This is a genomic window from Vibrio bathopelagicus (assembly GCF_014879975.1).
In the GTDB taxonomy this organism is placed as follows: Bacteria; Pseudomonadota; Gammaproteobacteria; order Enterobacterales; family Vibrionaceae; genus Vibrio; species Vibrio bathopelagicus.
In genome coordinates this window covers 655,656-679,660 of record NZ_CP062501.1, presented here as the reverse complement: position 1 = coordinate 679,660, position 24,005 = coordinate 655,656, and the positions used below count along the sequence as shown (strand labels likewise).

Genomic DNA, 24,005 nt, shown 5'->3' with positions numbered 1-24,005 from the left:
CGGTCTTTCTATGCGTCATCTATGTGCTGTAGAGTATCACCTAAACGCTCAACCCAATAGTTGATTGCATCTTTGGCATCATCCAGTGAATCAATCATTGTCGAGAAATCTTTATTGCCAGCTTCGCGATCTATGGCTGCAAACAATGGTGTGCCCTCTTGAGCATCGCTTACCAAGAGCTCAACACTGGCGCTTCCCACATTGGTGTGCTCACCGGTCGTGACCTTAGATATGGTAGACATCGCAAGACCAAACGGCAGTACACTACTGGTCACGGCTAAGATGGGGTTGGGTGTTTCAACGTTACTCAAGGCAATGCTTAGGCGCAGCGTATTCCCGGTAGGCTCATCGACAATTGTTTTATGGGGCGATATTTTCTCTTTCAAGCGCGCAACCATGTGATCAGTGAGTTCCTGAATGTCTTCCTGCTCTAACGACCCTTCTTCTGCCAGTACAAAAATTTGGTCGATCACCACTGAATCATACTCATCGAGTTTAGCTTTCAGGCGTTTTGAATCACGTAACCCTATCCTTGCCCATACAAGATCGACGCCTCCATCAGGACCGGCGCTAAAATCTTCATAACTGGTGAATTTGGTTGCGGTTTTAATTGGGCCGCCTGCACAACCAAACAAAAAGATGCTGGTTGCAACAAGCAAGAGAAGTTTTAAAGGTGTCATAGCGCACTTCGGTTAAATTTAGGAATCCGACTAAGTATGCCATACCCTATGTAAAAAGGTTGTAGAAAAAGGGGGGTAAAAATCAGAGCTCACTCAAAAATCAATCATGTTGAACAGTGTGTGCATACTCGACAATCACTTGATTACCTTCAATGTATGCATTTTGAATCTCACCATCTACACTCATTCGGCTTTTCAAATACACCACTTTAGGCCCATTCTCTCGACCTTCTTTCAACGACGGGAAGACATTCCTTGGTTCTAAATGAAGTAAACGACAAAAGTGACTAATGAAAGACATGGTTAATGGCGTCTCCCCTCTTAGCACTCTTGAGAAATCAAGTTGGTTCATCCCTAGCTTTTTTGAAAACTCCATCTGCGTAATTCGCATTCTCGATTTTTGTGACATCCAGGTTTGATACAACGCGTCTCTGTCTAGTTCTGTGAATTCCATACCGGCTCCTTTATATAATTCATACCAATCAATTGTCCGGCTTTTCATACATGGCGTGTCAGGGTTTGGTTAGTGGAAACCAAAGGTTTGGTTTTGATATGCGCGCAATTGTCGTACTGAACAAAGCACAACAATCAAAAGCATTCATATAAACAATTAGAGCAAATACTTTCTTCATTTATATCAATAATTTATACGTTAATTAACTAAACATATAGCAAGTTAATTTGTATTAAGAATTAAAAGTTCGAGATTGGCATTCCACATTTCAATCGATTGATTCGCATTTATAAAACTGGTTGGCTACATTTCGCTTGCTCAAACGCACTTCTGGCAAACTATTTGAAAGAATAGGACGCAAAGCCACCGGTCTGTCGACAAATATTCTGTCTATGATAGCGGGGCCGCCACTTAATAGGATTTAAGTGCAAATGCATGCCGGAGTGTTCTCTTTTTGTCGGCCAAATACAGTAAGGACAAATAATGAAACAACTCCCAAAAAAATCACTTATCGCACTATCGCTACTTAGTGTTAGCGGTGCAAGCTTCGGTCACGGTTATGTCTCGGCATACAATAATGGCGTAGCTGAAAGCCGTGTGGCGCTATGTAAGTTCCCAGCGAATGATACACAAGAGAAAAACACCAACTGTGGTGGTATCCAATACGAACCACAGAGTGTAGAAGGCCCTGAAGGCTTCCCTGAAGTCGGCCCTGCCGATGGAAAAATCGCCAGTGCGCAATCGTCTTTAGCGGCAGCGTTAGACGAACAGACTGCAGATCGCTGGGTTAAACGCCCTATCAAGTCTGGTTCTCAATACTTTGAGTGGACGTTCACAGCGAACCACAAGACTAACGACTGGAAATACTACATTACTCAACCAGACTGGAACCCAAACCAACCTTTGGCGCGCAGCTCTTTTGACTTAACACCATTTTGTGTTGTTGAAGGAAATGGAGAACAACCGCCTATGCAAGTAAGTCACTTGTGTAATGTGCCAGAACGCGAAGGTTATCAAGTGATCCTTGCTGTATGGGATGTGGGTGACACAGCAATGGCTTTCTACAACGTTATCGACGTGAAATTTGATGGCGACGGCCCTATCATTCCTGATTGGGATCAAGGCGGTCAAATCAACCCAACTCAAAATCTAAACATTGGTGATGCTGTTTACACTCGTGTCTTCGATCAATCGGGTGAGAACGCTTCATACAGCACTGAGCTCGTAATTGAGAGCAACGAGCAAGGTAAAGCGAATAACTGGTCTTACGCGCTTGCCTCTAAGATCAACAAAGAACAAACACAAATCAAAGCAGGTCAGCTGAACGACCAAGGCGATTTCGCACCCATTTACGGCACGAACCCTGTGTATCTAAAAGCCGGCTCTGGCTTTAATAGCGTCGAGATCGGTTACAAGATTGATACTCCAGAACCGGATCATGAGCTAGCAGTGACAGGTCTAGAGTCTGAATACATTATTGATGAAAGCCAGCCTACACAGCTTGATCTGACATTAGCGGCAACTGGCGATATTCAAGCAGAACTGACTGTGTACAACCATCACCGCGAAGCACTTGCTTCTCAGAAATCCGAACTAGTAGACGGACAAGTTGAAGATGTTCAACTCACCCTGTCTAAGTCTGAAGCTGGCCACCACATGCTTGTGGTTGTGACAAAAGATGACCAAGGCAACTTAGTGGATCAGAACACGCTTGATTTCCACCTAATGGACGAGCAAACACCTCCACCCGCTGGCGATTACGACTTCGTATTCCCTGAGAGCATTGAGTCTTACACAGCAGGTACTAAGGTACTGAGCAGCGACGGCGGCGTTTATCAATGTAAAGAGTTCCCATACTCTGGTTACTGTATTCAATGGGCTCCAACAGCAACTCAGTACGAACCAGGTGTCGGTTCACACTGGCAAGATGCTTGGAACAAAGTGGACTAATTACTAGCCAGTAACTTACTTTCTAGTAGGTACGTTCTAGTAATCAACCAAACAAAAACGGATGCCTAGCGCATCCGTTTTCTTGTTCTGCAATAGCTGAAACATCAGTTATCAAAGTAGATAGTGGTCCGCCAACAGAGCGACAAACAAGATCATGAGATGATAAATGGAGAACTTGAAGGTCTTCATGGCCATATTGGGCTCGTCACGATATTTAAGTACCCAAGCGTGATAAACAAACCCGCCGTTTAGCACCAAAGAAGCGCTCAAATATATCCAGCTACTCATGCCGACCAACACTGGCAAGATACATACGATGCTTAGCAGCAAGGTATAGAGTAGAATCGATGTTTTGGTGTAAGCAATACCATGGGTCACAGGCAACATCGGAATGTTCACCTTAGCGTATTCATCACGACGATGAATTGCCAATGCCCAGAAGTGCGGAGGCGTCCAGATAAAGATGATCATCACCAACAACCAAGCGTTTGAATGCAGTTCATTGGTGACCGCCGTCCAACCCAATAATGGAGGCATTGCACCTGCTATCCCTGCTATGACAATGTTCTGGGGCGTCGCTCGCTTCAAGTACATGGTATAAATCACCGCGTAGCCCAATAAGCTTGCAAAGGTTAACCACGCAGTTAGTTGATTGACCCATAACACCAACGTGGCGAACCCTAGTAATCCGATACCCGCAGCAAAGGCGAATACACGTACACTACTCAGATCACCCGATGGTAAAGGGCGTCGATTGGTTCGAGACATCTGTCCATCGATCTTCTTGTCGATCAAATGGTTAAATGCAGCGGCTGAACCTGCCATTAACCCTATCCCTATCATTCCGAATAACGCTTGCTGCAAAGGCAACCCATTAGGTACGGCTAAGCACATCCCAACCAATGCTGTAAGCAGCATTAACGCCACCACCTTGGGCTTGGTCAGCGTTAAGTAGATTTTCCAAGTGGCTTTGTTTTTCGAGGCCAGCTGATTTTTTAGAGCACTTTCACTGTTGGCAGCTATCTCTTGGCTTGAAGCTGCATCTTGAATTACCACTCCATGTTGTGTTGATGTTCTAGTGACCATGATTACCTCCTTGTAATACATCGTTCTTCATCAAGTACGCACTCGGTTGACGTTGCCAAACCACAAAGTTTGTAACAACCATGGTGACAAGTAATAGAGCAGCCACCAAATTATGTAAAACGGCTACCGATATCGGTAGGTGAAACCATACATTGCTGATCCCTAAACTGACCTGTGAAAACAACACCGTCGCCAGAGTGAGAGCCAGCTTTTTCTGCGCTCCTTTCTCAAGCTTCCAAAGTTGATACACAATCATCAACACCGTTAGTGTTGCGACAATAGCCCCGAACCTGTGCATGACATGTATGGTTAACCTCGCGGGATATTCCAACACACCAAACTCATAGTTATCATGGCCGTGTTGAGCAAAATCGAAGGCATTCTTGAAATCTAAATAGCTTGCCCAATTCCCCTCACAGATGGGTAACTGGGTACACACCAGAGCGGCATAATTAGACGATGTCCATCCACCAAGCAATATCTGTCCAACCACAACGATTAATCCAAACAATGCCCAGGCCTTAAGAGATGAGTGAGAAACAAGCTCACCAAAGCGATGTTGGAAATTAGACAGGCGACAATAGAGTAAACAGAGCAGCGACAGTAGCGTGAACCCGCCCATAAGGTGTGCCATCACCACAACAGGCATCAGCTTTAGAGTAACTGTCCACATACCCAACAGGGCCTGAAAAATCACAGTGGCGGAAATAAGCAAAGGAAGTCCGACAGAGGTGATGTTCTTTTTGATGCACCAAGCGACAACAACGAAGATAAGCAGCCCGAGTGAACCAGCAAAGTAACGATGTATCATCTCTATCCATGCCTTGTCTGCTTCGAGAGCTCGTTCTGGGAATTGGAGGTTAGCTTCACTGATTGCTGTGGCATTCGATGGCACGGCCAGATTACCGTAACAGCCTGGCCAATCAGGGCAGCCAAGACCAGCATCCGACAAACGAGTATAAGCGCCGAGCACAATAACGGTGAGTGTCAGTAAAACAGTCAGCCTCATGATTATCATGAGTAACTTGGGCGCTCCATTTTGCATCGCTTATCTCCCTATCTCGAATCACTGACAACGAATCATCACATCTTCGCTAATCCCAATATCTGTTTATTTGTCTATTTAGTCAGCATTACCACTTATTAACCCACACGCGATAATTTGAGTAACTTCCTTAGATCGTGGATCATCCCTTTGGATTGGCTAACTAATTGAGACGGCTCAGAAACGCTCTTATACTCCATAACAAGTTGGCCCAGTGGGTCAATAATCACAATCGACGCGGGAGCAAATTCTCCTCTCAATTGATCTCCACCAGCGAGAAACTCTAAATCAGGCTTGTTAATGGTTCCCTTTAAAGAAACACCCTCAGCAACAAACACCACCGCAGTGACTCGCTCTTTATTCTTACCTAAAGCCAAGTAACTTTGATTGAGATAATGTAGTTGTTGTTCACATAAGCTTTCGCATTCTGTCGGGGCGATATATCCAACCAACCAACCTTCTTCCACTACAGGCAACGTGATACCAAAATCTTGCAAGGTCACCCTTGGTTCAACGAGTTCTCCGGAATTGGTAACGCCTGCTGTATACCAATGCTGATCCAGCACGGTTTTAGCAATAATGGCGGGCAAAGCAAAAATCAGAATCAGCCCTATCAACATCAGACGACCTTTCGAGCGACGCTTCTGCAATAATCGCGTCTCTTCTTCTGTTTTGCTTAAAGCTTGAGGTTTATCCATGTTCGTCCCTTACCTTGGCTGTCCCTTTCATATACCGATAACCAATTAACACCATCAAAAACAGCAATACCCCAGCCATTACGAACCACTGAACCGAGTAACCAAAATGCTTTTCAGATTTCATTGCCGTTGGCCTCCATAGAAACTCATAAGGCCATGAATCTAAGTTCTGCGGTTGAAAAACAAAGGGCATAACTTCTTGTTTAGTGTATTGAGATAGCTCATCGATATTAAGATTCTGAATGCGTTTCGGTATCGTTTCCTCTAAACCCAATGTTTGACTCAGAGGGTTAATCGACCGTGTGTACAAACGCCCAGACATCGTGGTTGGTAATACCATGTCACCTAATTCCGGTAACTCTTTTCTGTCATTACTCGCAGCAACAAAACCAAGATCGACCAAAATCCGTTTATCTACGCCTTGCGACTGAATATTGCCCAGCATGTAAATCACATAACCGACGACACCTTGATTGATCTGATTATCTAATAAGAGGACTAAGCCATTTGGCTCTGCCAGAGTGACGTTGACCTTTTTCCCATTCCAAATCTGACGGGTTAAATCAACTTGAGTTTGTGTGTTGTCCCGTTGCCAGTCGCTGATCACTAACTCCAAATCCTTAGGCGATTGCTGAGCTCTTTCTAACAATTGTTGTTCATATTGCAGTTTCTCGTTACCTCGGTCTAACTGCCAAAAACCCAACTTGATTAAAAGGCCGACTGAAACCACAGTTAAAATAGCCGCAACCCAAAGCCCTGTACTGCGGAATTTTTTTTCATCATGAATCAAGCGGTTTGGAGTTAGCACTATGATGTCATCAACCTTTGTCTTGTTATTTAAAGTGGTTCTCGTTGTTCTGTTGCTGGTTATTGTTTTCAATCTAATGAAAGCGCTTATCCAAATCGCGTCAGGTAAGCACAATGGAAAGCGACTGAGTCACTTCTTGGGTCGCCGAGTCATGCTATCAGCCATTGTCGTGTTGTTACTTCTGCTTGCTTTGGCTTCTGGGGTCATCACTCCTAACCCTCGCCCTTATTGATTCGGTTTATGCTCAAGTGATTACCAAATTCGGGTTCTCACTACAGCACGTACACAAACACGAACAAACCTAACCAAACCACATCAACAAAGTGCCAATACCAACTCCCTGCCTGAAATGCAAAATGGTCTTTCGGAGAAAAGTGGTCTTTAGCGACCCTCGCCAATAGCACAATCAAAAATATGGTACCTAAACACACATGCAGACCGTGGAAACCCGTCAGTAAGAAGAAGGTATTGCCATAAATCCCAGACTGGAGTGTTAGCCCCATCTCTTGATAAGCATGAACATACTCTTCCACTTGGAAGAATAGGAAGAACCCAGCCAGCACAATGGTGATTTCTAGCCATACGATCAATGCCATGCGTTTATTTTGTTCAAGACTGATATGTGCCATGTGTAGCGTCACAGAGGAAAGCAACAGAATAATGGTGTTCTTTAACGGAATGCCTTGCCAAGACATCGCCTCCGTCGTTACGCCATCAGGTGTGGTTGTTAGCGGCCACATTGATTGGAACATCGGCCACAATACCTCATGGGTCATTTCATTATTGCCCGCACCACCAATCCAAGGCACAGAAATCATCCGAGCATAGAAAAGCGCGCCAAAGAAAGCACCGAAGAACATGATTTCAGAAAAGATAAACCAACTCATTCCTTGTCTAAAAGAGCGAGATATTTGCTCGGAATAGAGACCGCTTAACGATTCCGTGATGACGTTGCTAAACCAACCGGCAAGCATATACAGCAGCACAGCAAAGCCAACGAACAGCACTGCTTTCCCAAACACACCACCAGCCGCGTCGGTACCCATGTTTTGTACCGTCAAGCCAGCGCCAACCGCGACAAGAAACAGAGCAATAGCTCCGACTAGAGGCCAGTGGCTTTGATGTGGAACGAAATAAACTTCCTTTTTAGAACTCATCGCTCAACTCCTTATGTTGATACTGGTTCTGTAAATCCCTAGTTACTTGCGAGTGTTTCAGCTTGAGGTTGACTCTTGTTCAAGCCAACATCACTCGTGATATTAAACAAGGTGTAAGAGAGAGTAAGCGTATGAATCGATTCTGGGATCTCAGGTTCAATGTAGAAGATCAGCCCCATCTCTGCGCTTTTGTGTCCATCCAGAGGCTGCTGATTGAAGCAAAAGCACTCCATTTTATTAAAATATGTCGCTCCATTTCCGGGAGATACCGATGGCACAGCTTGCCCAACTAGCGAAAGACCCGATAAGTTTTTCGCAATGTAATTCGTTTGAACCACTTCCCCAGGGTGAACCTCTAACACTCGAGTTTCAGGCACAAACTGCCAAGGCATATCTGGCTTGATGTGCGACATGAACTCCACTCGAACCGTGCGAGAATAATCAGGTTGCATTCCTTGAGGCTGAACCGCTGAAACCGTGTTGGTTTTCCCGTTGATCCCCAAGGCTTCACACATCACGTCATACAGAGGAACCAGAGCGAAACCAAAGCCAAACATACCAATCACACTCAGCACCAAGTAGCCCGTCAACGTCTTTGTCGAACGTTTGGGTGACGGCTGGTTATCGGCGTCTTGTTGATGGTTTTTGTTATCGCTCATACTCCTTCCCCTTAATCAATTTTAGGTGGATGGGTAAACGTGTGATGAGGCGCTGGGCTTGGAACCGTCCACTCAAGGCCTTCAGCTCTGTCCCATGGCTTGCTTGGTGCAGGGTCTCCGCCTCTGACACACTTGATAACTAACCATAAGAAAATCAATTGCGATAAACCAAAGGCGAAGCCACCAATCGACACCACTTGGTTAACGTCAGCAAACTGAATCGCGTAGTCAGGGATTCGGCGAGGCATGCCCGCTAAGCCTAAAAAGTGCATTGGGAAGAAAAGTACATTGACCGATATGACTGATGTCCAGAAATGCCACAAGCTGAGTTTGTGGTCGTACATATGCCCCGTCCATTTCGGCAGCCAATAATAAGCCGCAGCCATGATGGAGAACACAGCACCCGTCACCAACACATAGTGGAAGTGAGCAACCACAAAATAGGTATCGTGATATTGGAAATCAGCAGGCACTATCGCCAACATCAACCCAGATAAACCACCAATCGTAAATAGGACAATAAACGCGATGGCAAACAGCATTGGTGTTTCGAACGTCAAAGCCCCCCGCCACATCGTCGCTACCCAGTTGAATACTTTCACCCCAGTGGGCACCGCGATCAACATGGTGCAATACATGAAGAACAACTCAGCAAATACGGGCATTCCGGTGGTAAACATGTGGTGCGCCCAAACCAAGAATGACAGCAATGCGATACTACAAGTCGCGTACACCATCGAGTGGTAGCCAAACAAACGCTTGCCACTGAATGCAGGAATGATCGCAGAGATAATACCGAAGGATGGCAATATCATGATGTACACTTCGGGGTGCCCAAAGAACCAGAATATGTGCTGGAACATCACCGGATCCCCACCACCCGCAGCATCAAAGAAGCTTGTTCCAAAATATTTGTCGGTTAATACCATAGTGACCGCGCCAGCCAGCACGGGCATGACGGCGATAAGCAAGAAAGCCGTAATCAACCAAGTCCAAACAAACATAGGAAGCTTGAACCAAGTCATTCCCGGCGCGCGCATATTCACGATGGTGACGATCACGTTAATCGCCCCCATGATCGAACTGATCCCCATAATATGCACAGAGAAAACAAAGAGAGCGGTGCTATCTGGGCCGTAAGTTGTAGAAAGCGGCGCGTAGAATGTCCAACCAAAGTTCGGCCCACCACCTTCTGTAAACAAAGAGCCAATCAAGATCAAAAACGCAAAAGGTAGGATCCAAAAACTCAGGTTGTTCATACGGGGTAACGCCATATCCGGCGCGCCAATCATCATCGGAATCATCCAGTTCGCCAAACCCGTAAATGCAGGCATCACGGCACCAAATACCATGATCAAACCGTGTACTGTGGTCATTTGATTAAAGAAGTCTGGCTCAACAAGCTGCAATCCCGGTTGGAATAGCTCAGCTCGGATCACCATCGCCATAGCGCCGCCCGTTAAGAACATCGCAAAACTGAACCACAGGTAAAGGGTGCCTATGTCTTTGTGATTGGTAGAGTACAACCAGCGAGCCCAGCCCTTGGGTGCCGCGTGAGAGTCATGATCATCAATGATGGTATCGGTGTCACCTAAAACGCCTTCGCTTACATGACTCAACGTTTGCTCGTCAGCGGGAGCCGATTTTACAGGTTTATCGATTGGTGAACTCATAACTGCTCCTTAACATCACTTTGTGCTTCATCCGTTGAGCTTTCTGATCCGCCTGACTGTTTAACCTTGTAAGCGTTAATATCTGAAGCCTGAACAACATCACCAGTATCATTACCCCAAGCATTTCTTTGGTACGTCACAACCGCCGCAATCTCTTTCTCTGTTAACTGGTTATCGAATGCTTGCATCGCCGTGCCTCCACGACCATAGACGATGGTATCGATATGAACGCCAACATCACCAAGCGCAACTGGGCTTCCTTTGATGGCAGGAAATGCCCCTGGGATACCTTCACCGTTCACTTGGTGACAAACCGCGCATCGAGTTTTATAAACGTCTTCACCTAAAACATTCAACTCGTCCAAAGAAAGTGACGCGTCTAATGCATCTTTCGCCACCTGCTGTGCGGTTAATTGCAATTCTTTCTGCTCAGCTAACCATGAATCAAATTCTTGCTCTTCCATTGCATGTACCACTATCGGCATAAATCCGTGCGCCCGACCACACAACTCCGCACACTGACCTCTGTATACACCCGGTTCATCTATTTTGGTCCACGCTTCATTAATGAATCCGGGAACCGTATCTTTCTTAACCGCAAACGCTGGCACCCACCACGAGTGAATTACATCGTCTGATGTCATCAAGAAGCGAACTTTGCGATTAATCGGCAATACCAATGGCTTATCCACTTCAAGCAGGTAATGAGCGCCTTTGGTCTCTATCCCTTCAATCTCTTTATCGCTGGTTGCAAGTAAGCTAAAAAACTCAACATCTTCACCAAAATAGTTGTAATGCCATTTCCATTGTGAGCCGGTAATTTTGATTGTTAGATCTGATTGAGAGGTGTCTTCCATCGCGATCAAGGTTTTCGTTGCCGGAATGGCCATAGCGATAAGAATAATGATGGGGATGACGGTCCAAAGGATTTCTACTTTCGTACTTTCGTGGAAATGGGCAGCAACCGCGCCCTTCGACTTTCGATGCCTAAGAATGGAATAGAACATGACGCCAAATACAATGAACGCTATCGCGCAACAGATGTAGAAGATCAACATATGAAGTTCATACACCTGACCGCTGATATTTGTCACCCCACGCGTCATGTTGTATTCGCTACTTGCGCTTACTAAAGGGGAAACAAAAGCCATAACAAAACTATTCAACAGCCACGCTAGCCTGACCAGTAATCTCTTCAAAAGATCTCTCCTCACCCATCCTAATTGGATACTTGCGACCTATATGTCGTTGTTTATCTAACGACACTCATTGTTAATCCGACTACACATGAAAGGCTGAATCCGAAGCTACACATCACATAGCGTTTAACCTTAATTCGCCGGTTCGTATCAAAAAACCATACGAACTTATACGGTTCAAAAACGTTTAAGGTTTTAACCAAAGATTCAAATACGACGAAATTGTTAGTTTTTGTTATATTTATGTAAAAGGCTAGTTAGTGATATCCAATTGTTCAAGGTAAGTTTACTTACTAAACAGTCAATTATTTGAAGTCGCTTGACCTATAAGCCCTTCCTCTTCCCTTGCAGTTGGAATTTATTTTAAATTGAGTTTTACGATTGCCTTAATAGAAATAATAATCAATATCATTTAAATTAAATCAACAGTAAGTCATCCCGACATTAAAAGGTTTAGTGATTATGCAAGATGCTATGAACTGGTTAGCGAGAGACCCAGATCCAAGAACTCGCGAAGAGCTTCAACATCTCATCGATAAGAAAATGCATGCCGAGCTAGAAGATCGTTTTACACAGCGATTGGAGTTCGGTACTGCTGGCCTGCGCGGCAAAGTAGGATGTGGCCCAAATAGAATGAACCGCTTGGTGATACAAGAAACGGCGACAGGACTTGGCCATTACTTAATTGAACATATCGCCAATGCAACTATTCGTGGTGTGGTTGTTGGTTATGACGGACGTCTTGATTCTAAACAATTCGCCATCGATACCGCTTCGGTACTGACGGCTTTAGGTATTAAGGTTTATTTAACTGCAAACGTCGCAGCAACACCCATTGTTGCCTTTGGTATCGAACACTTCAACGCAGCAGCCGCTGTCGTTGTGACAGCCAGCCACAACCCACCTGAATATAATGGGTTTAAGGTCTATTGGGAGAATGGTGCTCAAATCATTCCACCACACGATGCAGGCATCGCCGATGAGATTGACGTCGCGTCAACCAAACCAATCCCACTAATCAGCCTCAGTGACGCAGAAAAGCAAGGAAGCTTAGTTTGGTTAACCGAGGGTTACTATCAAACCTACCGCGCTGCGATAAATCAAAGCCCTTATGTGCGCAACGACATCGATTCAGCGCATACAACTGTGACCTACACAGCAATGCATGGTGTCGGTGCACAAATGGCAGAAGATCTTCTGCACGATGTTGGATTCCATAAAGTATTCAGCGTTGCGGAACAAAGAGAGCCCGATGGTCACTTCCCGACGGTTAACTTCCCCAACCCAGAAGAAAAAGGGGCGATGGATCTCGTCGTCAATCTGGCGAAAAGTGTCGATGCCGACATCGCTTGCGCCAACGATCCGGATGCAGACCGATTTGCCGTTGCCGTTAGAACTGACGATACAGCTAGAACCAATGATGCTTCCTATAAGATGCTTACCGGTGATCAAGTCGGTGTGTTGTTTGCTCATTACTTACTATCGAAGCCTCATACCAAAAACCAATTAGTCGGCAACAGTATTGTCTCTTCGACCTTGCTCGAAAAAGTCGCCAACTCTCATGGCGCTACCTATTTCCAAACACTGACTGGCTTTAAATGGTTAGCGAATATCGGGATGCAGCTGGAAGATGAACAGAATGAATTCTTGTTTGCCTATGAAGAAGCGCTGGGCTATACGATTGGTACTCAAGTTCGCGACAAAGACGGACTTTCTGCATTGGTAGTATTTGCTCAACTGGTTGAAGAGTTGAAGTCTCAAGGTCGAACTGTTTGGGATCTTCTTGCTCAAATTTCGTTGGAACATGGTGTACATACCAACGCTCAACGCAGTATCGCGCTTGATCCGGATTCACCGTCGATAGGTTCAAAACTTAGATCGGCACAACCTAAAACTATTAGTGGCGTAACTGTCTCGGTAATTGAAGATCTGCAATCTTCTTTACGATACATCGTTGGTGGAGATACTGAAACCATTAACTTACCAACGAGTGACGTATTAATTTATCACTTGGAGGATGGATCTCGAATTATCGTTCGACCTTCTGGCACAGAACCGAAAGTAAAAGTCTATTATGAGACGGTGACAAAGTTTGAGGGTTCAGAAACGTACGATGAAGCTCGTCAACGTGGAGAAGAGTATACAAATAACTTGATTGAACAACACCAGCAAGAACTCAGTGCTTAAGCGTGCAGTTCAGTTCAGTGTGAAGCTTATATCTGATGAGATAAAGTAGCCAGTTGAACATACAAACCATCAAAACAAAAATGGACGCTAATGAGCGTCCATTTTTCGTCTTATTTACAATGCAACTAACCGATGAAGGAAGATAGCATCCAAATCGCTAAAACGATGAACACAGCGCCCATCACTTTCTGTTGATAGGTACGAAACTTTGCGTTTTCAACAAGAGACTTACCAACCGTACCCACTAAAGCAACCAACAAGAAATTGAATGTCAAACCAAGAACATTCAATAATAAGCCCAGCATCAACATCTGCTCACCCGAAGTCGCTTCAATATTCGTAGACACAAACTGAGGTAAGAACATAACGAAGAAAATCAGAGCCTTCGGATTAAGTAAGTTACTAATCAATGCTCTTTGGTAGTAGGTTTTCGCGGCAGAATTATCGCTGAGTTCAGGCGCATTCCCCTGCTCAGTTCGCAGGCAATCCCAACCCATCTTTAATAGATAAGCGCCACCCAACAAATTCAGGGCTTTTAAGGCAACAGGACTCATGGCGATCAACGCCGATACACCCATGGCTGCCAATACCGTCAGAATAATCCCAGAGGTTGCATTGCCTAGGCTTGCAAATACACCGACTTTTCGGCCATAACTCATACTAGAACTGGCAATAAGTAACATATCTGGGCCAGGTAAAAGAAGAAGTGCAACAACGGCAGTAAGGTAGACGGGTAATATAGCTAAATCGATCATGGGTTTCAGTATTGATAAAAACGGAGGCGGATTTTATATCAATTACCTACACCCTTCCAGATGCAATCAGTTGTCATGAGTTAATTATTTCGAATTAAACACCACAATCAGTCAACAAAGCCAACTTATTAACTATAAAAATTAGGCTAACTAGCTCGCTACCCACTCGATCTCAATCAATGTAGCTTCACCGCACTTTAGACGACCAAGGAATATGTCACCTCGGTGTACGGATCCAACCCCTTTTGGAGTGCCCGTCATCACCACATCACCGTCTAGCAGCGTGGTATAAGACGAGAGTTCTTCCAAGATAGTCGAAGGTGAGTACAGCATTTGCTCTACGTGTCCTTTTTGGACTCGAACGCAATTAATGAAGAGTTCTAGATTTAGATCCGACAAATCCAACCCATCAGTCGGTACGAAACGGCTCAAGACAGCCGAACCATCAAATGCTTTTGCGCGTTCCCAAGGCAAGCCCTTCGCTTTTAAATGGCTTTGTAACTCTCGCTTAGTGAGATCTAAACCTAACCCTACTGCAGAGTATTCACCGTTTTCAACAATGAAGCAGATCTCAGCTTCGTAATGCAGGGCTTCTTGGTGGAAGGAACTTAGAGAGGAGGTAACGCTGGTACTCGGCTTGTTGAAAACAACCATAGCGTCAGGGATAGCATTGTTGAGTTCTTCAATATGATCCACGTAATTGCGCCCAACACATAAGACTTTTGTTGGTACTGCCGTTCGTTTGGAGTTCATCAACTGTTCTTGATCTACAACGCTGCTCATAGTTTATCCCTGAACTATTTTTAGGAGTTCAGAGTTTAACGCATCATAAAGACAGAATCTTTGACAAGATGGTGGCGAAGTTCAAATTTCTGATCTTGAGCTCAATTTGTTGATTTGGCTAATTTTAGACGGTTATCGATGTCAAGGGACATCTAATATTCGAGGGGAGAAACCATTAGTTTCGAACAACTCGATAAATTGAGAGGTCTAATCACAGGGTTACATTTTACGTAGAACAGAACGAAAAATGCCCTCTCCAATCAAAAGATCAGAGAGGGCTTAGCATTGTGCCTAGGACAGTATCCTAAAAGGTAAGTTTAAGGAGTAAACACTATGCTAAATTAGTTTTCGGCTTACAGGTAGTAACGAGCACCAAGTAGCCATTGGTCGTCAGCTTTTTCTTTGTAAACGCCAGAACCTTGTAGGTCGAACTGGTAACCAGCAAAGCCTACGAACTGAGATGTGAAGTTGTATTCAGCTTGTAGAGCAGTAGTGCTGTACACAGTTTCGCTCTTCTTATCATCTTCTACAGCTTCATAGTTAACGCTTAGGTTAAGGCTGTTAGAAAGTGCGTAAGACGCTAGTAATTCAATAGCAACTGACTCTTCAAGAATCTGGCTGTTGCCAGAGTTCATGTAGTTGTTCATTGCGTAAACACCCGCAAGGTATAGACCTTCAGCGCCGTATGAACCGTATGTTGCACTCAGTACATGAGAATCAGCAGTTTTTGAACCAGCAACGCCAACGTAGTCAACATCACCTGTGTTGTACGCGTAGTTTGCAGTGAAATCAGCAATTGCGTAGTTCAATGCAACTTGACCACGGTTACCGTAATCATTTACATCAGCTTTACGACCTTGCCATGCAACAGCTGCGCTTAGAGAACCTGCGTTTCCGAAGTCGATAGCGTTACCGTAGCTCACCATCTCTTCACCACGACCAGTACCTAGGTTACCATGATCTTCGTAGATGAAGTCATTCGCGAATGCGATTGGCATATCTGCTACACCAGCAACGTTGTAGTAAGGTGCCCATTGAGTACCAACAACACCACGACCGAAGTCTTCGTGAGTTAGACCAATGTAGCCAAGACGAGTTGTGAATGACTCATCACCGCCGTCAAGCATGTTTAGCGCCCATTCACCTTTAGCATCAGCAGTAAAGCCGTTACCAAGATCATGAGTTGCACCGAAGTTGATACGTGGAGAAACAGACTCAACACCAATATCATCACTACCTAGACGGTCATCGCTGTTAACATCACCAACCGCAACTGACACGTGACCGCCAACAGAGAATGTTGTGCCGTCTTCGTTATAAAGTTCTACTGCAACTGCCTGTGTACCAAATACCGCACCAGAAATTGCTAGCGCTAAAAGTTTCTTATTCATTGTCATATCCATTATGTAACTGGGTGAGTTATTCACTAACAACCTCCGTGCTTTAGGGAGAAGTTGTTACCTGCGTTTAACAAGTAGGAAAACACTAATCTATGAATGTCGAAAAAGTTGCATTAAAATATATAAAATAACAAAAACAATACTATAAAAAACAAAAAAGACATTTCAAACAAGCACTTATATTATTCAAAACGGTGATTTTTGTGTTTTATTTACATCCATCAAAATGATTTTTTGTTTTTAAAGTCATAATAAGAGCATTAAAAGTCAAATTAAAAATAGACTCATCAGACCATCAAATAAGCCATGGTAGAAAATGAAACATCTTGTAACACTTAGAGCCCACTAGAAATCTTTAAAGGCGTGAAATAAGCCCCCTACTTCTAATGCAAAGTAGACCTTTAAGTACCCAGACAAATACTGGATATAAAAAAGGGTAATCAGCCAAAGACCAATTACCCTAATGAATCACTTAACTTATTGTTTTATTAAACGGATTTATTTAAAGCAAACCTCAGCCCAACGCGCCAAACCTGCCGTTACCGAACCAAAATAGTTTCCACTTACGATTGGAACATTCGGCACCGCTTGCTCTACAGCTTCACGCAGTATTGGAGAACGAGCAGAACCACCCGTCATATAGATAACGTCTGGTTTTTTCTGGCCTTGTTGGATTGCTTCTTTTACCAACTCAATCATTTTTGATTTCGGAGTTTCGATAGCATCCACCATCTGCTCAACTGAGATGTCTACTTCAACTAGCTCAGAAGCGACATTAATCGCAGCTCGATACTGAGCGCACTCTGCCAACGCAATCTTAGCTTCTTCCGCTCTGCGCACAATGCTGTAGCCTAGCGTGTCGTGATAAACCTTCATCAAGCGATCCAACTTTTGTGGCTCAGCTGCTTCTTTACGAAGTAGCTTCAAAGCCGCAAGGTTTTCTCGAGAATAGAAATTCTTCTGAGCTTCGACGTTATTGATTGCGATCGGGTTCCAGAACTGGGTCAACGGCATATCGATACCAGAAGTCCCTTTACTGCCAATACCAAAAGGTGACATCAATTGTTTGAAAGCAAGATAGATATCGAGGTCATTACCACCAACTCGCTGGCCACTGTGTGCCAGTAGACTTTGAGTTCGATCCGATTTACCCGACCAGGTCGGTCCCATTTCAAGTAATGAGCAATCTGTCGTACCACCACCAATATCGACAACTAATACGGTTTGGTCTCGAGTCAGTGTACTTTCATAGTCAAGTCCCGCAGCAACGGGTTCAAACTGAAACGCAATATCTTGGAAGCCAGCACGCTTAGCTGCGCGAGACAAAATATGTTCAGCTTGTCTGTTTGCTTCTTCCCCACCACGCCCGTGGAAGTTGATTGGTCGGCCGATAACGGCTTGTTTGATCTGCTCTTGAGTCGTCAGCTCGGCTTGATTTTTAATATTCGCCATCATGGCGCACACTAAATCTTCGAAGAAGCTCACCTGAACATCATGTAAACCACTAGCACCAAGGAAAGACTTAGGAGACTTAACATAATAAACGTCACGTGGATCTTCTAAATAGAGGTTCAACGCAGCCTGACCAAATGCCATGTCTTCCGGCACCAGATCGATACTCTCTTCACGGTTCAATGCAATAGCGCGTCGCAACACCTGTTCACCGATAGCATCACTGGGCTTGATGTTTAAGTGACGAAATAGATGCTCAGAAACACTTTCTCGGGTCGGTGCAAACACGGTTGAGGGAATATAATGACTCTTACCTTCTAACTGCAACAAGCTTGGCTCTCCATTAACCATAGCTGCAACGGAACAGTTAGCTGTTCCATAATCAAATCCAATAAACATAATATCCCCCACTCAACAAAAGGGGCGAGATGCTACATGAAAAGCCTAAAAATTACGAGGTCATTTCTAAATTTACCTGAGTAATTTCTTAGCTTTCTGGCTCTTCAAGAAGAAACAAATATGCTACATTTCAGCACAAATGAATGACGGGTCAGATAGATGAAAACACCTTGCTTAGCGGCTTGTAAAAATAATGGTGGCATATGCAGCGGCTGCCACAGAACGATGGATGAGATTATAAGTTGGAAAGACTTAACTGAAAGCGAAAGAGGTTCAGTGATGGATAGCCTTAGCGGTTCGAATTCAACTCATCAGTGCCCACAGTGTAATGCGCCTGCTCATTGTGATATCAGCGCGGGTAAAGAAACCTGCTGGTGCTTCGAGCTAGAGAAACGTGATACTAGCAGTATCCCTAAAGGCAGTGTTTGTATGTGTCGCAAGTGCTTGTCTGCATTGCCTATTCAATAGAGAGTAAACCTGTCTCAACACCTAAAACATAAAAGAAGCGAGATGCCATTTCTCGCTTCAGATAGTAATGCTTCAGAATACGAATGTTCGCCTGGTCAGTGTTTACTTCGCTTTTACCGTCAGTGCAGATTGAGAAAACTGTACACCACTCCAACCATGAATCATAAAATTACGAATGTTTTGATGGTCGGTATTCTCAGGAAAACCTAATACATCGTTGCGATAAAACTGCCCAAAACAAGCCAGTGTTTGTTCGGGAGAAAGATCTTGAGCTAAACCAAAAGCAAAAATCTTACACGAACCATTGTTCTGTCCCGCCATATTCACTACATCACCATTGCGAAACTCACTCTCAGAAAAGTCATAGTTCGCCTCGATCACCTGCATCGTATCTTCAAATTGAATGCTTTCTGGGGTTTGCGTCAGCGTGTTTAGTAAAGTTTCCAGTTCCATTTAATATTTCTCCATCAGTACATGATTAACGACATCAGTGTATCGTGTTTTGAGGTAAGAGTAAGCTGAGTTTTAGTTTTGGAAAGCCATTCACTTTTTGACTCAACTTTTACAATTACTTAAATGAAACTAATGACATACATTTATCAGGACGTTATATTATTTGAACAGATGATTAACATTGTTCATTGAAGAATATGCATAAAGATAAAAACTTAGAACTGTTCAGATACCTAAAACCCGGTACAAGAACAGCAGGTGTGTTGGAATTTGGCCCGGATGACTCAATTCAGATAAGTACGCTTTACATCGGACACAAGCAAGATCAGTACTTGATTCTTGAGCTTTCACAAAAAGCCACGGAAGCACTAACGCTAAGAAAGCTTAATAATGTCCATATCATTGTTCGTGCTATTACCGATACTGAACTTGGTCACATTGTCGCATTTAAGACCAATGTACTGGCTCACATCACATCGCCTGCACACCTTATATTCCTTCGTCCACCCTCAAGCTTTGCAACAAAACCTATTCGCGAGCATGAAAGATACAAGGTACGACTCGAATGTGAAGTCACCTTTGACACCTTGTCATTAGATGCAACCTTAGTGGATTTTTCTGCATCAGGCTGCGGTATCTATCTTACCCAGCAATCGGATATAGATATCGGCTGGAAGATTAAGGCCAACTCGATCTTGAGTGAGTACTTAAATAGCGAACTTGTCTACAAGGTAGTGAGTAAAAAAAGACAAGACCAAGGTTGGTTGTTGGGAATACAGTTCCCTGAACACATAGAGATGAATGACGAATTGAGAACGTTACTGTTGGAGCAAGCCTTTACTGCTGGTTCTTTATAAAAACAAGAACGCTCTATTCGCTCCTGTCTTTATCACAATCTCACTTTCATCGTAATGAGAAACGCAACTTTGCTTAGGTTGGTTAGCTTCATTGATTAGATCGGTTGTTCCATGTCACCCGAGTATACATTTTTGAAATGTACAAAAGCTTGGTGCAACGATTCCTCTTTGATCGGCTTAACTATTACATAGTTGGCACCAGCTGCCATAAAGCTGTCTCGGGTCGACTGTTGTGCATCGGCTGTACAGGCATAAATCGGTGTTGATATTCCAATTTCGCTTCTTAATTGCTGAGTCGTTTCTACGCCACCTAAGTTAGGCAGCTGGTTATCCATCAAGATAAGATCAAACGTCTCTGCTTTCGCCAACTCTATCGCTTCTAAACCATCTTTAGCCCAAGTCACGGCCATCCCATACTTCTTACAGAAAGCTTGTGCGATAAACGCGTTCGTGTGATTGTCTTCCACCAGCAATACTTTAAGGGAGTGGCTAAACAGCGCTTGAGGATCAATGTGAGGTTGCTGCGAAGAACCTAGTAAGGGTTGTGAAGATAACTCTACAGGGATCTCGATAACAAACTCGGAACCTTCTCCTTTAACACTTCGAACTTGAATATCACCTTCCAGCATCTCGACAAGGTTCTTAACAATAGTAAGCCCTAAACCTGTGCCGCCATACTCTCGAGTCGTCGTCTCATCTTCTTGAACAAACGGTTCAAAAACAGCATCAATTTTACTGCCATCAATTCCAATACCGGTATCTTTAACCCGAACAATCAAGCTGGCTTGGTCTGAATTAAAAATGCTTTCAAGTTCGAAACTCACCGAAATACGTCCTTGATGAGTAAACTTAAGGGCATTACTCAACAAGTTAAACATGATCTGATTAAGGCGCACTTGGTCTGTGCTTATTTCGATATCACTCGCCAAATGATTATCGATGGCAAAAACGACCGACTTATCTTCACACAACGGACGATAAATGCTGTCTAGCGTGTTAACGAGCTCAACCAAACGGAAGTTTTTCTTTTGAATATTGAACTGTCCCTGCTCTATTTTTGAGAAATCCAAAATATCGTTAAGTACCGCAAGTAGGTGTTCCGCACTGTTACAAAGTACATCGATCTGGTCTCGATTGTCTTCACTCTGTATAGAGCGTTTCATTAGCTGAGAGACGCCGAGAATACCGTTTAACGGTGTACGGATCTCGTGGCTCATCTTAGCTAAGAAATCTGCGCGCACATTCGCAAGGTGTTCAGCTTCCTCACGGGCACGATCGGCTTGTCGCTCCGCTTCGATAAGCTTGGTAATATCTTGCCCTTGAACGACCACTCCCGTAATGCCGTGCTCAACTCTGATTGCCGATATGTTCCAACGAAACACTTTATCTCCGATTGGCACGTTAATACCCGTCAGCTTTGACCCTTGAACCACCATTTGAATATTAGGTAGCATTCGTTGCTCAAATTCCTGAGCAATCACACCATAGTTATCATTTTCATCAAACAAAGCCATTCGAGCTGCCGGGTTCATCTGGATCAAATCGCCTTTGTCAGACCAAACCAATATAGGTGAATGAGCAAAGTTAAACAGGTCTTGGAATTTTTGATTTTGTTCAGACAATCGTTCAAAAGTATCTTCTAACGTACAGCCAATATGGTGGAATTCGAAGATGTTGGAGCCATCAAATTTGTTGTAGTCTTCGTTGCCACTTGCTGAGCGAGTAAAGTCCATTAACTTATCGAGTTCAGCCGCGACCTTTCTCTGAATCCAAGCTTTTGCAAAGAAGGATACGAGTATGATCACGACAACGACGACAATGATCGCGCGTTCATAGTTTTCTTCTAACGCAATAAAGTTAGTGTTCTTTTGCACGGCGCGGATAATGAGTGGCGTATCGACCGCATTAATCTTAATCGTCGCAATGGTCACAAAGTGACTTAGTAGTTGATCATGCTGTTTGTAATTGAGGATATCCGTGATCGTGTAACTTTCATCCCCACTGAATGTAGAGGTAACAGGCGTACCGTGCGCCTCTATTACAATGTTTTCGCAGTTGCTTCCCTGTTGAATCGATTCCGCGAGAGAGAAGTTATTATCCAGCACTATGGCGATATACAGCTGGCCCAGAACCTCACCCGTTTCGTTATCAACAACTGGCGTGCGTCGAGCTAATAGATGACGCTCTCCAATCTCCGTCGTCAACTTTAAAAAATGCCAATTACTGCTGAATGCGACCTCATTAGAAATTTTTTCCAGATTGGTGTAATCCAAACCGTAAAACTGACCATTACCATCGTCCCAAACGACACCATCGTGAGTCGCGACAAAGCGCATATCTGGGGCGTGATTAGGTTCACGCTGGTCAACACCAAAGAAAAAATAACTCAGCGCTTCTTCGTCATTGGTATCAAAGTACTGTCTCAACACCGCACTGTGCGAACTGCTATCTTGGTGAATCTGTAATACCGATAAACGGTAATCAAACATGTTCTGTATCAAGCTAGAAGTCTGCTGAACCGTCCGATTCGTTTCTTGCTTTACAATGCGACTACTGGTTTCATAATTATGAATAAGCACGCCAAGCGCCATAACCCCTATAACTAAAATAACGATACGGGTAATTAATTTGGCTAGAGTGTTTCTTGGTGTACTGGCGTAACTTTTCTTCATTATTGACCTGAGTATCTAAATGCCCGCTGTTTGAGTTCAGAAATACGTTCGGGAGAATCTTCTTTGGTGACCAATTCAAAATCACCAGAATACACGGTAGGCACTTCTAAACCAGCCAGATCCCATTTAATGGCTTCTGCCATCGCAATGCCAGTGTCATCATTCATCCGCATCACAGTCACGTCTAGATCACCTTTTTCGATAGCTTCAAGTTCGGCAGAGCCTCCGCCCCATCCGTTAAGAAGAATATCTCTGCCTGATTCACGAATCGCATCTGCAGCACCCAGTGCCACATCAGTTGCACATGCATAAATAAAGTCTAGGTCTTTATCCTTCTCTATGCTGATTTTCGCCGCTTGATAGGCGCTTTCTTTGTCAGACTTAGTATAAAAGGAGGACTTGAGTGCAAAGTTCGTATCGGTGTTCACTTCGTGGATAAAAGTATCACCGCGAGCATCACTGATATAGCCTTCTGAACGGTACAAAACCGAATATTGGCTGTCTGATTTACTGTTATTTTTAAAGTACTCCGCCAATTTTAAGCTGCCTGTCGCATGGTCAAAACCCACGTACATGAATGGCTGTCTATCAGCCCACGCTCGAACTGGTGTAGTGATATTCTGAAGAATCAACTTGGTATCCGTTGACGTCAAAACATGTTCAATAAATTTACGATGACGAGTGGTATCAAGAGTAAAAATTAAGTAGTCCGTTTTGTTTTCGATAGCTTCTTGTAATGAAATACTTTGCTGGGTGATATCCGCATTAACTCGTGTAAAGACCTGATTGATCTGATAATTAATTCTTAGCCTATCGAGCCTTTTTTCAAAAGCCTCAATATTGCGAACCCAGTAATCGGAGATCTGTTGCCCTGGATACACCACAGAGATTGTAATGGGTTCATCTTGGATTTTTCTTAACGGAACCGGGTGGTTTTGCACTGCTTCAACCATTTTATCGGTCAGTGCTTTTTGCTCTGGAAATTTAGAAAGGTAATCTTGGTATTCCCAGTAACCATTGAGGACATGGGTACCATGGGAGAGAGCGGACGCAGAAAATACGGCAAGTCCCAACAACATAAGTAAACGTTTCATATTTTTCTCGTTTTATATGAGCTACTTTGGCTCATTTTTTAACCTAGCATGACACCATATCTTTGTATGGCTACGA

General features: G+C 44.0%; 22 protein-coding genes and 1 riboswitch. Of the genes, 5 read left to right on the top strand and 17 right to left on the bottom strand.

Annotation, left to right across the window (positions count from 1 at the left end):
- Nucleotides 1-8: 8 nt before the first annotated feature.
- Nucleotides 9-680, bottom strand: coding sequence for a DUF3313 domain-containing protein (locus IHV80_RS19380; protein ID WP_192891930.1), 672 nt, complete (start codon nucleotides 678-680; stop codon nucleotides 9-11).
- Between the two features lie 100 nt (nucleotides 681-780).
- Nucleotides 781-1,134: an XRE family transcriptional regulator gene (locus tag IHV80_RS19375; protein ID WP_192891929.1), complete on the bottom strand. Its 354-nt coding sequence runs from the start codon at nucleotides 1,132-1,134 to the stop codon at nucleotides 781-783.
- A 322-nt stretch (nucleotides 1,135-1,456) separates the two neighbouring features.
- Nucleotides 1,457-1,546, top strand: a riboswitch (cyclic di-GMP riboswitch).
- 71 nt (nucleotides 1,547-1,617) lie between these two features.
- Here IHV80_RS19375 and gbpA point away from each other — a divergent pair.
- Complete coding sequence (gene gbpA / locus IHV80_RS19370) at nucleotides 1,618-3,084, top strand: N-acetylglucosamine-binding protein GbpA (RefSeq protein ID WP_192891928.1); 1,467 nt, start codon at nucleotides 1,618-1,620, stop codon at nucleotides 3,082-3,084.
- A gap of 111 nt (nucleotides 3,085-3,195) precedes the next feature.
- On the opposite strand, the gene cyoE is transcribed toward gbpA, so the two are convergent.
- The 4 genes from cyoE to IHV80_RS19350 form a co-directional block, all read right to left on the bottom strand.
- A complete protein-coding gene (cyoE, locus tag IHV80_RS19365; RefSeq protein ID WP_192891927.1) occupies nucleotides 3,196-4,170 on the bottom strand; it encodes a heme o synthase in 975 nt (324 codons plus the stop codon).
- Complete coding sequence (locus tag IHV80_RS19360; RefSeq protein WP_192891926.1) at nucleotides 4,160-5,215, bottom strand: COX15/CtaA family protein; 1,056 nt, start codon at nucleotides 5,213-5,215, stop codon at nucleotides 4,160-4,162. Before IHV80_RS19360 ends, cyoE begins: the two co-directional genes overlap by 11 nt.
- A gap of 98 nt (nucleotides 5,216-5,313) precedes the next feature.
- On the bottom strand, nucleotides 5,314-5,913 hold the full coding sequence (locus IHV80_RS19355) for a hypothetical protein (RefSeq protein ID WP_192891925.1): 600 nt from the start codon (nucleotides 5,911-5,913) through the stop codon (nucleotides 5,314-5,316).
- The gene (locus tag IHV80_RS19350) at nucleotides 5,906-6,835 is read right to left on the bottom strand and encodes an SURF1 family protein (protein ID WP_192891924.1); all 930 of its coding nucleotides are present in this window, start codon (nucleotides 6,833-6,835) and stop codon (nucleotides 5,906-5,908) included. Before IHV80_RS19350 ends, IHV80_RS19355 begins: the two co-directional genes overlap by 8 nt.
- Here IHV80_RS19350 and IHV80_RS19345 point away from each other — a divergent pair.
- Complete coding sequence (locus IHV80_RS19345) at nucleotides 6,723-6,953, top strand: DUF2909 family protein (RefSeq protein ID WP_102434194.1); 231 nt, start codon at nucleotides 6,723-6,725, stop codon at nucleotides 6,951-6,953. The two genes, IHV80_RS19350 and IHV80_RS19345, sit on opposite strands and share 113 nt — an antisense overlap.
- A gap of 40 nt (nucleotides 6,954-6,993) precedes the next feature.
- On the opposite strand, the gene IHV80_RS19340 is transcribed toward IHV80_RS19345, so the two are convergent.
- From IHV80_RS19340 to coxB, 4 genes are read right to left on the bottom strand one after another with little or no spacing between them, the layout of a single operon-like run.
- On the bottom strand, nucleotides 6,994-7,878 hold the full coding sequence (locus IHV80_RS19340) for a cytochrome c oxidase subunit 3 (RefSeq protein ID WP_192891923.1): 885 nt from the start codon (nucleotides 7,876-7,878) through the stop codon (nucleotides 6,994-6,996).
- Nucleotides 7,879-7,916: 38 nt separating this feature from the next.
- The gene (locus tag IHV80_RS19335) at nucleotides 7,917-8,537 is read right to left on the bottom strand and encodes a cytochrome c oxidase assembly protein (protein ID WP_192891922.1); all 621 of its coding nucleotides are present in this window, start codon (nucleotides 8,535-8,537) and stop codon (nucleotides 7,917-7,919) included.
- 11 nt (nucleotides 8,538-8,548) lie between these two features.
- On the bottom strand, nucleotides 8,549-10,210 hold the full coding sequence (gene ctaD, locus IHV80_RS19330) for a cytochrome c oxidase subunit I (RefSeq protein ID WP_192891921.1): 1,662 nt from the start codon (nucleotides 10,208-10,210) through the stop codon (nucleotides 8,549-8,551).
- Nucleotides 10,207-11,409 carry a cytochrome c oxidase subunit II gene (coxB, locus tag IHV80_RS19325; protein WP_192891920.1) on the bottom strand — a complete coding sequence of 401 codons (1,203 nt, stop codon included), beginning with the start codon at nucleotides 11,407-11,409 and terminating at the stop codon, nucleotides 10,207-10,209. The genes ctaD and coxB overlap by 4 nt, the downstream gene beginning before the upstream one ends.
- A 462-nt stretch (nucleotides 11,410-11,871) precedes the next feature.
- On the opposite strand from coxB, the gene IHV80_RS19320 reads away from it, so the two are divergent.
- Nucleotides 11,872-13,596, top strand: a complete 1,725-nt coding sequence (locus tag IHV80_RS19320; protein ID WP_192891919.1) for a phospho-sugar mutase — start codon at nucleotides 11,872-11,874, stop codon at nucleotides 13,594-13,596.
- A gap of 125 nt (nucleotides 13,597-13,721) precedes the next feature.
- Here the strand turns inward: IHV80_RS19320 and IHV80_RS19315 are convergent, their stop codons facing one another.
- From IHV80_RS19315 to yegD, 4 genes are all read right to left on the bottom strand, one after another.
- Nucleotides 13,722-14,351 carry a LysE family translocator gene (locus tag IHV80_RS19315; RefSeq protein ID WP_192891918.1) on the bottom strand — a complete coding sequence of 210 codons (630 nt, stop codon included), beginning with the start codon at nucleotides 14,349-14,351 and terminating at the stop codon, nucleotides 13,722-13,724.
- Nucleotides 14,352-14,501: 150 nt separating this feature from the next.
- Nucleotides 14,502-15,134: a fumarylacetoacetate hydrolase family protein gene (locus IHV80_RS19310; protein ID WP_192891917.1), complete on the bottom strand. Its 633-nt coding sequence runs from the start codon at nucleotides 15,132-15,134 to the stop codon at nucleotides 14,502-14,504.
- Between the two features lie 353 nt (nucleotides 15,135-15,487).
- Complete coding sequence (locus IHV80_RS19305; protein ID WP_192891916.1) at nucleotides 15,488-16,525, bottom strand: porin; 1,038 nt, start codon at nucleotides 16,523-16,525, stop codon at nucleotides 15,488-15,490.
- A 507-nt stretch (nucleotides 16,526-17,032) separates the two neighbouring features.
- Entirely contained in the window at nucleotides 17,033-18,385 is a 1,353-nt protein-coding gene (yegD, locus tag IHV80_RS19300) for a molecular chaperone (RefSeq protein ID WP_192891915.1), read from the bottom strand.
- Between the two features lie 159 nt (nucleotides 18,386-18,544).
- Between yegD and IHV80_RS19295 the strand changes: the two genes are divergently transcribed.
- The gene (locus IHV80_RS19295; RefSeq protein ID WP_192891914.1) at nucleotides 18,545-18,853 is read left to right on the top strand and encodes a cysteine-rich CWC family protein; all 309 of its coding nucleotides are present in this window, start codon (nucleotides 18,545-18,547) and stop codon (nucleotides 18,851-18,853) included.
- Between the two features lie 102 nt (nucleotides 18,854-18,955).
- On the opposite strand, the gene IHV80_RS19290 is transcribed toward IHV80_RS19295, so the two are convergent.
- Nucleotides 18,956-19,306 (bottom strand): HopJ type III effector protein, encoded by a 351-nt coding sequence (locus tag IHV80_RS19290; RefSeq protein ID WP_192891913.1) that lies wholly within the window; start codon nucleotides 19,304-19,306, stop codon nucleotides 18,956-18,958.
- Between the two features lie 197 nt (nucleotides 19,307-19,503).
- Between IHV80_RS19290 and IHV80_RS19285 the strand changes: the two genes are divergently transcribed.
- Complete coding sequence (locus tag IHV80_RS19285) at nucleotides 19,504-20,163, top strand: PilZ domain-containing protein (RefSeq protein WP_192891912.1); 660 nt, start codon at nucleotides 19,504-19,506, stop codon at nucleotides 20,161-20,163.
- Nucleotides 20,164-20,258: 95 nt separating this feature from the next.
- Here IHV80_RS19285 and luxQ read toward each other — a convergent pair whose 3' ends face one another.
- Entirely contained in the window at nucleotides 20,259-22,835 is a 2,577-nt protein-coding gene (luxQ, locus tag IHV80_RS19280) for a quorum-sensing autoinducer 2 sensor kinase/phosphatase LuxQ (protein WP_192891911.1), read from the bottom strand.
- Nucleotides 22,835-23,929, bottom strand: a complete 1,095-nt coding sequence (locus IHV80_RS19275; protein ID WP_192891910.1) for an autoinducer 2-binding periplasmic protein LuxP — start codon at nucleotides 23,927-23,929, stop codon at nucleotides 22,835-22,837. Before IHV80_RS19275 ends, luxQ begins: the two co-directional genes overlap by 1 nt.
- Between the last annotated feature and the right edge of the window lie 76 nt (nucleotides 23,930-24,005).